Source organism: Pseudomonas sp. LBUM1644, assembly GCF_059716195.1.
In genome coordinates this window covers 457,106-470,816 of record NZ_CP166812.1, presented here as the reverse complement: position 1 = coordinate 470,816, position 13,711 = coordinate 457,106, and the positions used below count along the sequence as shown (strand labels likewise).

At 55.8% G+C, this 13,711-nt stretch carries 10 protein-coding genes; 1 reads left to right on the top strand and 9 read right to left on the bottom strand.

Translation table 11 applies throughout. The annotated features are described in order from the left end of the window. Positions 1–48 precede the first annotated feature (48 nt). Positions 49–696, top strand: coding sequence for a peptide-methionine (S)-S-oxide reductase MsrA (gene msrA, locus ACA052_RS02170; protein WP_134419969.1), 648 nt, complete (start codon positions 49–51; stop codon positions 694–696). Between the two features lie 109 nt (positions 697–805). Here the strand turns inward: msrA and ACA052_RS02165 are convergent, their stop codons facing one another. The 9 genes from ACA052_RS02165 to putP all read right to left on the bottom strand — a co-directional run bounded on the left by ACA052_RS02165 (position 806) and on the right by putP (position 13,344). Beyond that, positions 806–1,642, bottom strand: a complete 837-nt coding sequence (locus tag ACA052_RS02165; protein ID WP_497648193.1) for a 23S rRNA (adenine(2030)-N(6))-methyltransferase RlmJ — start codon at positions 1,640–1,642, stop codon at positions 806–808. 369 nt (positions 1,643–2,011) lie between these two features. Next, positions 2,012–2,335, bottom strand: coding sequence for a hypothetical protein (locus ACA052_RS02160; RefSeq protein ID WP_497648192.1), 324 nt, complete (start codon positions 2,333–2,335; stop codon positions 2,012–2,014). 338 nt (positions 2,336–2,673) lie between these two features. Next, on the bottom strand, positions 2,674–3,057 hold the full coding sequence (locus tag ACA052_RS02155; RefSeq protein WP_497648191.1) for a hypothetical protein: 384 nt from the start codon (positions 3,055–3,057) through the stop codon (positions 2,674–2,676). Between the two features lie 207 nt (positions 3,058–3,264). Further along, complete coding sequence (locus ACA052_RS02150) at positions 3,265–3,579, bottom strand: hypothetical protein (protein ID WP_497648190.1); 315 nt, start codon at positions 3,577–3,579, stop codon at positions 3,265–3,267. A 71-nt stretch (positions 3,580–3,650) separates the two neighbouring features. Beyond that, the gene (locus ACA052_RS02145; protein WP_497648189.1) at positions 3,651–4,154 is read right to left on the bottom strand and encodes a DUF2247 family protein; all 504 of its coding nucleotides are present in this window, start codon (positions 4,152–4,154) and stop codon (positions 3,651–3,653) included. A 6-nt stretch (positions 4,155–4,160) separates the two neighbouring features. Beyond that, positions 4,161–8,840 (bottom strand): RHS repeat-associated core domain-containing protein, encoded by a 4,680-nt coding sequence (locus tag ACA052_RS02140; RefSeq protein WP_497648188.1) that lies wholly within the window; start codon positions 8,838–8,840, stop codon positions 4,161–4,163. After that, complete coding sequence (locus tag ACA052_RS02135) at positions 8,840–9,577, bottom strand: DUF4123 domain-containing protein (protein ID WP_497648187.1); 738 nt, start codon at positions 9,575–9,577, stop codon at positions 8,840–8,842. Before ACA052_RS02135 ends, ACA052_RS02140 begins: the two co-directional genes overlap by 1 nt. After that, complete coding sequence (locus tag ACA052_RS02130; RefSeq protein ID WP_497648186.1) at positions 9,567–11,513, bottom strand: type VI secretion system Vgr family protein; 1,947 nt, start codon at positions 11,511–11,513, stop codon at positions 9,567–9,569. Before ACA052_RS02130 ends, ACA052_RS02135 begins: the two co-directional genes overlap by 11 nt. 346 nt (positions 11,514–11,859) lie before the next feature. Continuing rightward, positions 11,860–13,344, bottom strand: a complete 1,485-nt coding sequence (gene putP, locus ACA052_RS02125) for a sodium/proline symporter PutP (RefSeq protein WP_497648185.1) — start codon at positions 13,342–13,344, stop codon at positions 11,860–11,862. Positions 13,345–13,711: the final 367 nt, after the last annotated feature.

Sequence of the window (13,711 nt, the reverse complement as noted above, 5' to 3'; positions counted from 1 at the left end):
ACTGGCGGTCTGACGACTTACATTCCAACCTGACTGAGAGGACTGATGATGGTTCTGCGCTCGGAAATTCTGGTGAACAAAAACGTGCTCCCGACTAAAGAACAAGCTCTGCCTGGCCGTGAAACCCCAATGAACCTGCCGGAAAAACACTTCGTCCACGACGCCCCGCTGCTGGGCCCGTTCGCGATGGACGTAGATTTTGCGATCTTCGGCCTGGGTTGTTTCTGGGGCGCGGAACGCAAATTCTGGCAGCGCGAAGGCGTGGTCAGCACGGTGGTGGGTTACGCCGGCGGCTTCACGCCGAACCCGACGTATGAAGAAGTCTGCTCTGGCCTGACTGGCCACAGCGAAGTGGTACTGGTGGTCTACGAGCCGGCAAAAGTCAGCTACGAGGAACTGCTGAAGATGTTCTGGGAACTGCACAACCCGACCCAGGGCATGCGTCAGGGCAACGACATCGGCACCCAGTACCGCTCGGTAATCTACGCCACCAACCCGACTCAACTGGCGGCCGCCAAGCACAGCGAGCAAGTGTTCCAGGCTGAACTGACCAAGGCTGGCAAAGGCACCATCACTACCGAAATAGACGAAGCGCCGACGGTCTACTTCGCCGAGGCCTATCACCAGCAATACCTGGCGAAAAACCCTGAAGGGTACTGCGGGATTGGCGGTACTGGCGTGACTTGCCCGATCTGACCTCGTAAAGCAAAAGATCGCAGCCTACGGCAGCTCCTACATTGGGATGACGTACACCCTGTAGGAGCTGCCGAAGGCTGCGATCTTTTGATCTTGCTTAACGATTGACTTACTCGGCAATCAACCAATCCATCTGCCACCCACCCTGGGTCTGCCCAAGCTTCTGAGACAACCACGGCAGCAACTCACGCAATTCCTCTTCCAGCCCCCACGGCGGATTGGCAATCGCCAACCCGGACCCATTCAAGCTGTTCGGCGTATCCAACGGATGCACCAACAACTCCACGCGCAATAACTTCGGCGCACCCGAACCCGCTAAGTCCTGATAAAAACGCCGCAACAGGCGCTGGTCCTTCACCGGGTACCAGATCGCCGCCACGGTTTGGCGCATCCGGCCAATCGCCTCTTTCAACGACGCCGCACAGCGCTGCATCTCATCCAGTTGTTCAAACGGCGGATCAATCAACATCACCGCCCGCTTCTCCTGCACCGGCAACATCGCACGCGGCACATGCCAGCCTTCACCCAGATGCACCTTCACCCGGCGGTCGCCCGCCATGTTGTCCTTAAGCAACACACCGTCTTCGGGGTGCTTCTCGTTTAGCATCAACCGATCCTGCGGCCGCGTCAGACGCCGCGCCAGTTCCGGCGACCCCGGGTAATAGCGCAACTGGCCATCCGGGTTCATGTCGTGCAGCACTTTCATGTAGTCGTCGGTCAGCGCGGGCAGATCCGGCTGATCCCACAACCGCGCAATACCTTCCAGGTACTCACCGGTACGGCTCGCCTGATCACCCTGCAGGTCATACAGACCAATGCCGGCGTGAGTGTCGAGATAGGCAAACGGCTGCTCCTTGCGCGACATCAAGGCGATGAGGCGGGTCAAAGTCAGGTGTTTGAACACATCGGCGTGATTGCCGGCATGGAAGGCGTGACGATAATTCATGATTGCTCCTGCGAAGGCCGGGAAGTTTACCTTGTACGGCGGCGAACGTCAGGACCTCACAGCCGAGCGGCCACTCACTCGGTAATCGCACCCCCTGTAGGAGCTGCCGAAGGCTGCGATCTTTTGATCTTGCTCTTGAGCAGCAGTAACACCACCAAAATACAGGGCTCACAAAATTTGTAGCAGCTGGCGAAGCCTGCGTTCGGCTGCGCAGCAGTCGTAAATTCAGAGCGTGCGGTGTTTCAGGTGCACCGTGCAGGCAGGGTTTACGACTGCTGCGCAGCCGAACGCAGGCTTCGCCAGCTGCTACAAAACGTGCGAATCAGCCAACATTGCTTAACTAAACGGCATTAGGGAAAGCCGCCGGCGCTACTCCGAAGGCCGCGCTTTCAACCGCCGCCCAAGTACATCCAGCACATCACACCCATCCCGCAATGGAATGGCACAGAGCAATGCAAAGTCACTGAGGATGAAAGACTGACATTCGATTGAGCCACGCATCGACAGGTTTTCCATTACCTGGGTGACGGCGCGGATTCGATAGCTAGCTGCATCGTATAAAACGTCGAGGGGTGCGAGGGTATCGACGAACAAGGTGGGCATGTCGTCGCAGTTGCTGGTGAGTGCCATGAAACGGCTTTTGGGTGGAGGGGCTGGTTTTTCGTAGGGTGGATCGGGGTGAAGAGTTGTCATCAGTTTGATTCCTAACGTATGAATTGGACCGCCAGCAATCACTTCCACGCAATGGGTGGCGGCTGTACGCAGGTGTGGAAGACCGAGACGTTAGGCACTCGGCGCACTCGAAAGCGCCCCGCGCACAGCCACCATAAAACACAGACGATAAAAAACGCCGAACTGGTGGCGCTTGACGCGCCTAACGATAGAAGGGCTTCCACACCCTGTCACTGAATTTGCAGTGACCACCCAAGACTATCGATGTGGCTCGATGCGCACCAGTTCATGGAAACCGCTACAACTTGAAGGAAATTTCCGACGACTTTGCCCGGAAATTCGTTGCCTTCGTCAATGGATTAAACACCTGTCGGGAATAAGGAAATCTTCTTAATTTCCAGATCTAGAAACACTGGGACATCTCCAGTAAACCCAACAACTTCAAGAAGTATCACCGATCCGGCCAGATCGATAGCTGCAGTACCATCCGCATCTATAGAAATTAATATTCCAGTCAGTTTTATCGAGCCATTTTCTACTTTAATCGAACACACATTTTTCAACGCGCATCGCGCATTCACACCCCAGACAATCCGCTCCAGTACGTCTAATTCGACATCGTGAATCGCTCCCTCCGTCGGTGAAATGGCATTCCAAACAGCTATTGCAGAACCAAAATCTGTCGAGAATTCCACAAAACTCCCATTTCCGACGAGAGTTACTTTATCTACAGTCACTTCCATTTCTGTTTCTTCGGCAACGGATCAAAAGGGAGACGGACTTATTTTTCACTCGTAATACCAACAACAACTTTTAAGCTGCCAGCAAAATAAACCGACCATTTTATTGTTTGAAAATAGATCTTCCCTCTTTGTTGCCCTTTAATTGTATCGAGCGTAATCGGCACGCCAGTCACAGCAAAAATTTATTCTATCCCTTTCGTTATTACATCATTTTATTTCTGTAGCCATCCGCCCGATCTCATCTTGCGCAACGGCCAATTTTTTTAGGAGCAAGGGGACTGATTTAGCTTTTGATAAATAAAGCGGCTTTTCCCAATCGTAATTTTTTATGACTCTTAGTTGAAAGCAACCATCAAGATAAAATGATGGATACCAACCAATATCCAGTAGCAGAGAGCCTGAATACTCGACTTGCAACATATCCTCTTTGAGGATATCTATTTGGCCAGCCAATCCCTCTTTTCTCAGCGATGAGAGGTCATCATGAGAAATTTTTCCTGTAACAAACGATAAGTCGATCATTTTTTTAACTTCCTAAACTCACTCTCTGAAATAACGGGACAGATTTTTTACATTTTCTATATTTATCGTTGCTAGGTGCATCTATTTTGTTGATCAAAAAAAACTTTGTAGGTGAGAATAACCCCTTTCCAATTTTCAAATAGTTGCCCTTCAGATCCTTCTAGTCCTTCAGGAGGAGGCATATACCTAATTATAGAGGAGATCTCTACTGGATAATCGAAGTATGCGTACAGCTCCCCCACGATTCCTAGTGGATCTTCATACTCATCTTGATGCTCAAATAGAAACGAGAGCAATAAAAAAATCCAAGGCTTTGCAGGTTCTTCCGTTTTGGGTGACGGCTCTTTGTTTACCAGTGATTCAAGTAGGTTGCTTACCAAATATTTTTCTTCAAGTAGCAGTGAGGCCAGCTCAATAGCTTCTTGTGAGGATTCAGTAGTTAAGGCTTCGCATGCGTATTCCGAAACTCCTTTTTCATCTATAAATCCGTGCTCGAACCCATAGAGAAGTTCAGCCCAGTTTAGCCACGGGGTTTTGCTGTGTATGTATTGGCCATCGAGTAATAGTTTTTTCATTAGCATCTACTTAGGCAGCCTGGATGGAGTCTGATTTGGTGTTCCAGTTACTTTTCCATCCGGAATAAATCTCTGATGAGTTAACTCTAGCTTTAAATTTACAATCCATTCATAAATACCACTTTTATTATTCACCACCCCTACCAACTGTGTGAGCGTATTATTTGATCCATCACCGCCCTTTAATGAAAAGACCCTCCCCTGAGCAGGTATCTGATCAACAACGTAGCTAGGGGCTCTGTGCATTGGATCTTCTTTCAGAGCGCTTCCTATTGGTTGAGCAGCATTTATTTCTTGTGCTGCATAGCCCGCGCGTTGTCTCTCAAAAAGAGCCACATTATGAGCTGAGTTATCCCTGGGCTCTGGAAGTGTTGGCGTTCCCTCATCAACCCTAGCGCCAGTCGTATCATCTGGCGCCCCACACCCAGGTTTATTCGGCGGAGGGCAATTCCCGCTCAACCCCAACGGATCAACCCACCCCGTCGGATTCCGCGTGTACTGATACGAATTCAGCCCACCCGCCAACTTGACCGGGTCCGGTGTCAGGTACCGCCCAACATCAGGATCATAGTACCGATGCCGGTTGTAGTGCAGGCCGCTCTCGGCGTCGAAGTACTGGCCCTGAAATCGCAGCGGTTGGTCGAGTTGCTCGCCACCGCCCAACGCCAAATGCGTGACTTTGCCGTAAGCGTTGTACTTCGCCGACCAGATGATTTCGCCGCCGTAATCGGTCAGTTCCTGCGGCGTCCCCAGGTGGTCGAGTTGGTAGTAGAACGGACACGCCTTGCGCGGACCTTTGCCGTCGAGCATGGCCAGTGGGCGGAAGCTGCCCGGCTCGTAGACGTAGCTGCAGTAGTGCGCCTTGCTGCTTTCCGCGACGAGGTGGTCACCCTGCCAGAAGAATGTGGTGGTTTGACCGTCGACGGTTTTGGCGATGCGGCGGCCGAAGGCGTCGTAGCGATAACTCGCGGCGCTTCCGTCCGGCAGCGTGATGCCGACCAATCGGTGCTGGCAGTCGTAGGCGTATTCGGTGACGAGTTTTTGTGCGGTGCCGCGGCGTTCGCGGATAAGGTTGCCGAAGGTGTCGTAGTCGTAGTGGCGATCGCCTTGCATCAACAATCGATTACCCAAAACCTTCGCGGCGCCGGGGCGGTCCTGCATCAGCAGGTTGCCGGCGGGGTCGTGGGCGAAGCTTTCCGGAGGGTCGTCGCGGGTGTGACGGACGCGGATCAGGCGGTTAAGTGGGTCGTATTGGTAGTGGCGTTGACCGTGGCGGGTGTCGGCAATGTGGTCGAGGTTGCCGTTGGCGCTGTAGGCATAATCGCGGCGATACAGGTTTTTTTGCTGCTGGCTGACAACGTGGGCGTGCAAACGCCCCTGATCGTCGTAGGCATATTCGCTGAGCAGCTGACCCTGTTGGCGTTTCTGCTCGCGACCGAAGGCGAATTGGTGGGTGGTGAGACGCGCACCATTGAGGTCGATGGCCGTCAGCGCACCGCCCTTGGCGTGGTGGTAGTCGAGTTTACTGCCGTCGGGCAGGCGCATCCGGTTGAGCTGGCCGCAGGCGTCGTAGGCATAACGCAGCGTGCCCCAGCCCTGGTGTTCGGTGATCAGTCGGTCCTGAGCGTCGTATTCGAATTCCAGCGGATGATCATGGCCGTCGTCGACGCTGACGAGTCGGCCGAGGTTGTCGTACCGGTATTGAACCTGGATGCCGTCGGGCAGGGCCTTGACCAGCAAGCGCCCGGCCGAGTCTCGTTCATAAGCGGTAACGAGTTGCGAGCCGTCAGCGCCGAACTCGGTTTTTTCCAGCAGATTTCCGTTGAGGTCGTAGGCATACGCCGTGCGCTGGCCGTCGAAGCCGCTTTCCTGTCGGATCAATCCGCCGGGCGTGTAGTCCAGCTGATATTTTCCGCCGGATTCGTTTTCAATTTCCGTGAGTAACAGCTGGGCGTTGTCGTAGCGATACTTCAGCTGGGTCCCGTCGGCATTGATGCGGCGGCTGACCAGGTGCAACTCGTCGAGGTATTCGTAGCGCGTGACACGGCCGAGTTCGTCGCGTTCGGCGGTGATTTTTCCATAGGCGTTGTAGCTGAAAGCGCGCGTGGCGCCCGTGGGAAGCGTGGTCTGGATCAGTCGGCCAACGGCGTCCCAGTCATAACGGCTGACGGCGCCGTATTCGTCCTGAGCGGTAATCCGCCGCCCCAACGCGTCGTAGGAAAACCGCCGCTGTCCACCATCAGGCAAGGTCTCTTCGACCAGTTGCCCCAACGCATTCCAGACGAAGACATGCCGGCTGAGATCCGGGTAACGGATCGACAGCAGCCGCCCTTTTTCGTCGTAGTCATAGTGGGTGACCTGGCCGTCAGGATCGGTCGCTTCGGTGACGTCGCCCTGAGCATTGCGCTGGTACTTCCAGACGGCTTTGCCGCGAAACCGCGCGTGCAGGAAACCGTCGCGATACTCGTAGGCCGTTGGTTCGTCTTCCGGCGGAATCAGCGCGACCAGCCGTCCGACTTCGTCGTAGTGATATTCCGTAACAGCGCCGAGCGGATTCTGCTCGGCAATCAACCGACCTTGGTCGTCGTAAGCCTTGAGCTGCTCACCGCCGTCCAGCCCGACCTTGCGCACCAGCCGCGCGCGGTCGTCGTGGACATAAACCTCTTCGCTGCCATCGCTGTTCTGGACAGTGACACTGCCCTGGTCGTCCCAGACATACCGCGCGTCCATCTGCGCGAACGACGCCCAGTGATGGATGCATCTGGCAGCCTTGCCGGACCTTTCCCACTTCCAAAAGAAACTCGCCCCACCGGCCAGTTGCCGCTGGAGGATGACGTGCTGGTCGTCGTAGTCGTAGCGTTCGCTTTCGCCAATGGCGTTGCTGGCTTCGATCAGTCGATTGCGTTCGTCGTAGCGATAGCTGACCAACGTCTGTTCAGTGATCCAAGCCTCGGCCAACGTGTCGGCCGGGACAAAACGCTGGTAGTCGACGGCGACCAAATGCGCGCGGTCATAACGCAACAACAAAGCGCGGCCGGCGCCGTTGTCGAGGCGATGGATACGGTCGCGGCGGTCGTGAGTGACGCGCAGGCGGTTGTCATAACCGTCGCTGATCGCGCTCAGTCGACCATTGATGAAGTGATAAAACCGCGTGTCGTCACCGGCCTGAGCGAGGATCAGTTCTTCGGGTTCATCACCAAAAAAAATCGCCGCACGGGACAGGCTGTTGTGGATCGCTGGGCGCCCCACACTCGGCAGCGGAAAGGTGGTGCGCCGGTTTTCGTGGTCGATCCAGATGACCGTGTCGCCGTCGATGTCCAGTCGATGGGATAACGAATGACTCCAGCCGAAACCGAGGCCGCTATCAATTTCGGCAGCGCTGGTGCGATAGAGCCGGGTGAAGTCGAACGGCAAAATCCCGTCCAGCGCAGCGTCGGTGAGGGTCAGCAGTTCTTCGCCGGTGACCATCGACACCGGGCATTTGTTGGTGGCGGTTTTATCGGCGGCCTCGGCGCTGTCGCCGTTGGGGTTCTTCGCCTGAACCGGGACGTTGTCGTGGTGTTCGGTTTGTTTGAGCGTGGTGTTGCGCTTGGCGTCCCAACGCAAGTGCACCCCTCCTTTTTTCAGACCGGCAGCGACACCGCGTGCGGCAACTCCTTTGTAGTGATCGACGTACTTCGTAAGGGTGGTGAGAATATTGAAAGTCGCCTCGACAAAACGCATCGCGAGGTCGGCCAGCACCGTTCCGTACTTGAGTCCACGAGCCGCCAAATAGGCTTTGGCGACAGGTATACCAACTCGCGAATAAGCCAGCGCCGACGCAATCAGAATATCGATTAGCACCGAGACGATGACTTGACTGGTCACCGTTGCCGAGTTACCTGCAATCGCGCTCGGCGGTAATGCCGAAAGCCAGAGACTGGCGGCACGAAACAGCAAGCACAACGCCGCTTCATCGCTGGCCAGCAGCATGGCTTTTTCCATCGCTGCAGGAGATTGCTCCGCCAGCTCAATAAGTCGCTGTGCACTGCTGCCAAGTTCGTCAAGGTGAGCACCTGGGTTTTTCAGGATGTCAAAGACGAGGCTTAGGCCGTCCCAAGCACCGATGATCGCCGCCCAACTTCCTGCGAGCAGGCCATTACCCGCGGCCGCAAACGCCGACTGCGACCACTGCGGTTTGAATCCCTCCCACTCACTGCGCAACCAGGCTTCGAGCTGTTCGCTCAGCCCGTCGTAAGATTTGAAAAGCTCATTAATTTGATCCGCAGTCACCGCGCTGTGGACGTGTACCCGGTAGAACTTGCCGGAGGTACCTTCGAACCGCCCCTTTCCCTGTTCATCGAGCGTGACCGGCGTGCTTTCACCGCCCTCAACCGCGATCACATCAACCTGAATGTTCCCCAACGGAATGTCATAAACCGATTCGAACTTGCTCTCGATCTCCAAAATCCCATTGCCGGGACACTGCGCAACAGTAGAGATAAAGTCGTCATCGCCACTGCTCACCAATTTGGTGCTATCACCCAGTTTGATCTTCCGTTCCATGCCTAACAGCGAGGGCATGTCCATGGCCCGACTGACCCTGTCCGCATTCCGGCTTAAAAAGCCTCGAAGTTGCTCGCGATACAAATCCAGCGTGTCTTTAAACCCATCGAGCTCCTGCTCAATCCTTGCGATCTGATCCATCAGTCCAGCTCCGCCATCAGGTAATCCACCAAGGCCGATTTCGGTGCTGGAGGCAGATCCGGCGACTCAAGAAAAATCGCAATTTTGTGCCGCAAAACGCTTTCGGAAAACGCCTCATAAAGATCAGGGCGACCTTCACTTAGCCACTTCAGCAAGTTACTCACTCGAGTGGTATCAGACTGTTCAGCGAGCGCTTGCAGCAATGCTCCGGAGACTTTCCACCATGGGGAAACCTCGGAGACTTTCAGCGCAGTTCCACCGATCACGAGCGGCTGGCCGTTGATCAAACAGCGGCTGATCACAGGCATTAGCTGAGCAGGGTTAACGTCGGCAGACTGAAGAATCGGCAGCAAATAACGACCGTCCCAAAAGCGGAAAAACACCTCGCTGCCATTGGGTAAAACAACCTGCGTGAGGCTACGGAAATGCTCGACCAGCGCCTCAAGGCTGGCCGAAGACACGACCAACCATCCCCAGTCGCTAGAGCCGGTAGCGGCGACCCACTCCAAAAACTGACTGCCCGGCTCGACAATTCCGACATAGGGCATCACCGGTTCCCACTCGGCATAAGCGGTGTCGGCCCAGATCGGGCTCGGTGCATGTTCCGGGCTGGATGCCTGCCAGGCTTGAAAGGGTGCGGCGGCGCTGGCATTGCCGAATACCACGAACAACTGCTCGGAAGGCGCGAGCGGTTGGCGCTCCACCCAGGCGCGGGGGGACAAATGCTCAGGCTGCACAGACACCCCCTTTGCAGCGCTCACACTCTTCGCAGAACGGCGCGTCGCTTTTCAGGCTCAGGATCTGTGCAACGCTGAGGGCGGAAAGTGTTCGTTGAGCGTTGGGGGCGCTCATTGTTGGAATCGGCGCACCACCGAGCTCGATCGGCACGCTGCTGAAGATCCCGGCGGGGCCGATATTGATCCAGTGCCCGCCTGCCTGGATCGTGGCGCTGGCACCGCCGTCGATGACGGCTTGCTGGCCGGCGCGCACATGAAATTGTCCGCTCGCGTTCATGGTCTGGCTGTTGACGCGGATGTATCGATCACCGAAGACATGGAGATTGTCGGTTGAGCCAAGCTGCTCGACGCTTCCAATGACCGCACTGCGCTGGCGGCCCACCTGAGCATGCAAGTCCTGCCGCACGTGCTGGGTAAAATCGCGCTGGGCACGCAGGTAGATTTCCTCGGCCCCCCTACGGTCCTCGATACGCAGTTCGTTGTAGCCTTTTTCCCCATTTGGATAAGCCGGACTGCTTTGGCTGCGTAATACAGTGCTGGTCTTGTTTGCAGGCAGATTCACGGCCGCCGAGTTGGAGCCATTCGGCACACACCCCATCACCAGCGGCTTATCAGCATCGGCGTCAACGAAACCCACCAGCACTTCCATGCCCACACGTGGTATCAGCACACTGCCATAGCCATCGCGAGCCCAGCCGGTCGCTACTCGCAGCCAGCAACTGGAATGCTCGTCAAACTTGCCGACCCTGTCCCACAACAACTGAACCTTGACCCGACCGTACTCGTCGCAGTGGATTTCGCTGCCGCTCGGCCCAGTCACAACGGCTGCTTGATAACCAGCGATGCGAGGTTTGTCGATGAATGGCGGGCGAAAAAAAACATCCCACGGCGTCGCCAGAAACGTATTGCGATAACCCTGGAAATCATCCGGGCCGTCGTCAGTGATTGACTCCTCCAGCACTTGCGGCTGTCGGCCATGGTGTTTGATTTCGGTGATCAGCCACAGGTCGTTCCACGCCTGACGCGAGTGCTCGGCAAGGCGTAGGAAATGCCCACTGACCAACGCCGATTCGTCACTTTCTCCCTTGGCCTGACGGTAGTCGGCGTTGTGGCGCTCGAGCACTCGTTGAGCCAGATCCCTACCGTGTTCGCGGTCGCTGAACTGGCCGGGAAAGTGGTAATCCTCCAGCACCGGCAACTGCTCGTTATCGCTACGGCTTTCAAGTTGCAGGCGCGGTTTGTGGAAATCGTAGTCACGACGGGTTACGGCAGTCGTGCGGGTTTCCACGCGTACATTGAAACGTTTGATGGCCGGCGTATCTGCGACCTTTCCGGTTTGTGGCCGGTACACCGTTGGCTCCGGCAAGCGAGGGAAAGCCGTCTGATCATCGCCAAACACCAACAGATGACCGTCGGGGCTGTGTTGGAAATGGTAGTGAATGCCGATCTCGGCACACAGCCGCTGGATGAACGCCAGATCACTTTCCGCGTATTGCACGCAGTACTCGCGTTCGGGGTACTCGCCGCCGAGCTGAAAATCGAAGGCGTCTCTCTGGATGCCATGATTTTTGAGAATTTGCTCGATGATGACCGGCACACTGTTGTGCTGGAAGATCCGTTGATTGATGCGCTGTGCGAGGTACGCCAAACGCGGGACAAGGCTGATCTGATAGCGCGTCAGACGTTTATCGCAATCCCCTTGCCCCACGCGGTAAATCTGACCGTGAATGCCGGAACCTTGTGCATCGAAACTCAGAAACGCCTGACGATGCAGCAGGCTTTCGAGGTCGATATCCGGTCGTTCGCTGACCAGTTCCAGATCAAAGCGGTAAGGCTGGCTGATGGCTTCCTTGCCCGTGAACTCAAGCACCTTGAGCTCATGCTGGTTGCCGTCGACGGTCAACGTGAAGCGCGGTTGATTAGCAGGAGCGAACATCCGATGTGTCTCTGCAGAGTGGAGGCGGGCGATTCTGCATGAGCAATAACGGGTGTTGCGGGAGGGACAGAAAAAACAGATTTTCCCTACTTTTTTAGAGATTCATCCTTCAAAAATCGATGCGTTCGGCTACAGACATATCCTTCAAAACCACCATCAACCAATTGTAGGAGCGAGCTTGCTCGCGAAGGTGTGTCAGTCGGCACCTATTTAGCTGACACATCATCGCGAGCAAGCTCGCTCCTACAGGGAATACTCAGCACTCATCCAAAAAAAACGGCCCGCCTCCAAAGGAAGCGGGCCGTTTTCACGTTCGGCAAAAGGTCAGAGCCTCAGCCCATTCCCTTCACTTGTTCAGGTGGAAATCAGCCTCGGCCGCAGCAAAACGCTGAAGCATGCCGTGAGTCGGCGCACCCAGTTTGCTGACGATGTAGATGGCCAGGCTGGCGAAGATGAAGCCCGGGATGATTTCGTACAGGCCCAGCAGTTCGAAGTGCTTCCACACGATCACGGTGATCGCGCCGACCAGGATGCCGGCCAGTGCGCCGTTGCGGGTCATGTCTTTCCAGATCACGGAGATCAGGACGACCGGACCGAACGCGGCGCCAAAACCTGCCCAGGCGTAGCTGACCAGACCCAGCACGCGGTTTTCCGGGTTAGCCGCCAACGCGATAGCGATCAGCGCAACCAGCAGCACCATGGCGCGGCCGACCCAGACCAGTTCAACCTGGGAAGCGCTTTTACGCAGGAAGGTTTTGTAGAAGTCTTCGGTCAGGGCACTCGAGCACACCAGCAACTGGCAACTCAGGGTGCTCATGACTGCCGCCAGAATGGCCGACAGCAGTACACCGGCAATCCATGGATTGAACAGGATTTTCGCCAGTTCAATGAATACACGTTCGTGGTTTTCACTGACCGGCATCGCCACGGCGGGGTTGGCCGAAAAGTACGCAATACCGAAAAAGCCTACAGCGACGGTGCCACCCAGGCACAGGATCATCCAGGTCATGGAGATGCGACGGGCGTTGGCGATTGACTTGACCGAATCTGCTGCCATGAAGCGCGCGAGGATGTGCGGCTGGCCGAAATAGCCCAGGCCCCAGCCCATCAGCGAGATGATGCCGATGAAGGTGGTGTTTTTCAGCATGTCGAAGTTGCTTGGGTCTTGTGCTTCGATGGCCAGGAACGTGGTGTCGATACCGCCGGTGGCCAGCAGCACGATGATCGGCGTCAGCAGCAGGGCGAAGATCATCAGTGTGGCTTGTACGGTGTCAGTCCAGCTGACTGCCAGGAAACCGCCCACGAAGGTGTAGGCAATCGTCGCCGCAGCGCCGGCCCACAGCGCCGTCTCGTAAGACATGCCAAACGTGCTTTCGAATAGACGGGCGCCGGCGACGATGCCGGAGGCGCAGTAGATGGTGAAGAACACCAGGATCACGATCGCGGAGATGATCCGCAGCAAGCCGCTTTTATCTTCGAAACGGCTGGAGAAATAGTCCGGCAGAGTCAGGGCATCACCGTTGTGCTCGGTCTGAACGCGCAGACGGCCGGCGACGAACAGCCAGTTCAGGTACGCACCAACGATCAGGCCAATGGCGATCCAACTTTCGGACAGTCCGGACATGTAGATAGCGCCCGGCAAGCCCATCAACAACCAGCCGCTCATGTCGGAAGCACCGGCAGATAGTGCGGTGACGACGCTGCCCAGGCTACGGCCGCCCAGAATGTAATCCGAAAGGTTGTTGGTGGAGCGATAGGCCATGAAGCCGATCAGCACCATTGCTGCGATGTAGATCACGAACGTGATCAGGGTTGGATTGCTTACGCTCATTAAGTGATGCCCTGGCTTTGTTTTTATGTAGCGACAGGCGATTGGGCCCGCGCATTTATGACTGATGTTTTCCCAGGAAAGCCATCAGCCGGTGCACCGTCGATTGTCGGGTTGCACCTTGGGGCGCGAATCCTATTCAACAATACAAATAAGGTGCAACCCATTTCTTGAGAATAAGTTGCACCTAGCAGCTTTTCCCAAACAAGGCCAGTTTTTGCTCCCTTTTAGCGCAGTAAAAAGGTGTAACTAGAAGTAAAAGCACCAAGCACGAGCGGTACGTCGTGCCGGAATTTATTTCCTGACGAGCTGCTTATTATTCCGACAAAAAAAGGGTTGCACCCGGTTGCACCTCAAGGATTGCACAGCT

Coding starts and splice junctions, on each gene's coding strand:
- msrA (WP_134419969.1), top strand. CDS start 49: ATGGTTCTGCGCTCGGAAATTCTGGTGAACAAAAACGTGCTCCCGACT.
- ACA052_RS02165 (WP_497648193.1), bottom strand. CDS start 1,642: ATGAATTATCGTCACGCCTTCCATGCCGGCAATCACGCCGATGTGTTC.
- ACA052_RS02160 (WP_497648192.1), bottom strand. CDS start 2,335: ATGACAACTCTTCACCCCGATCCACCCTACGAAAAACCAGCCCCTCCA.
- ACA052_RS02155 (WP_497648191.1), bottom strand. CDS start 3,057: ATGGAAGTGACTGTAGATAAAGTAACTCTCGTCGGAAATGGGAGTTTT.
- ACA052_RS02150 (WP_497648190.1), bottom strand. CDS start 3,579: ATGATCGACTTATCGTTTGTTACAGGAAAAATTTCTCATGATGACCTC.
- ACA052_RS02145 (WP_497648189.1), bottom strand. CDS start 4,154: ATGAAAAAACTATTACTCGATGGCCAATACATACACAGCAAAACCCCG.
- ACA052_RS02140 (WP_497648188.1), bottom strand. CDS start 8,840: ATGGATCAGATCGCAAGGATTGAGCAGGAGCTCGATGGGTTTAAAGAC.
- ACA052_RS02130 (WP_497648186.1), bottom strand. CDS start 11,513: ATGTTCGCTCCTGCTAATCAACCGCGCTTCACGTTGACCGTCGACGGC.
- putP (WP_497648185.1), bottom strand. CDS start 13,344: ATGAGCGTAAGCAATCCAACCCTGATCACGTTCGTGATCTACATCGCA.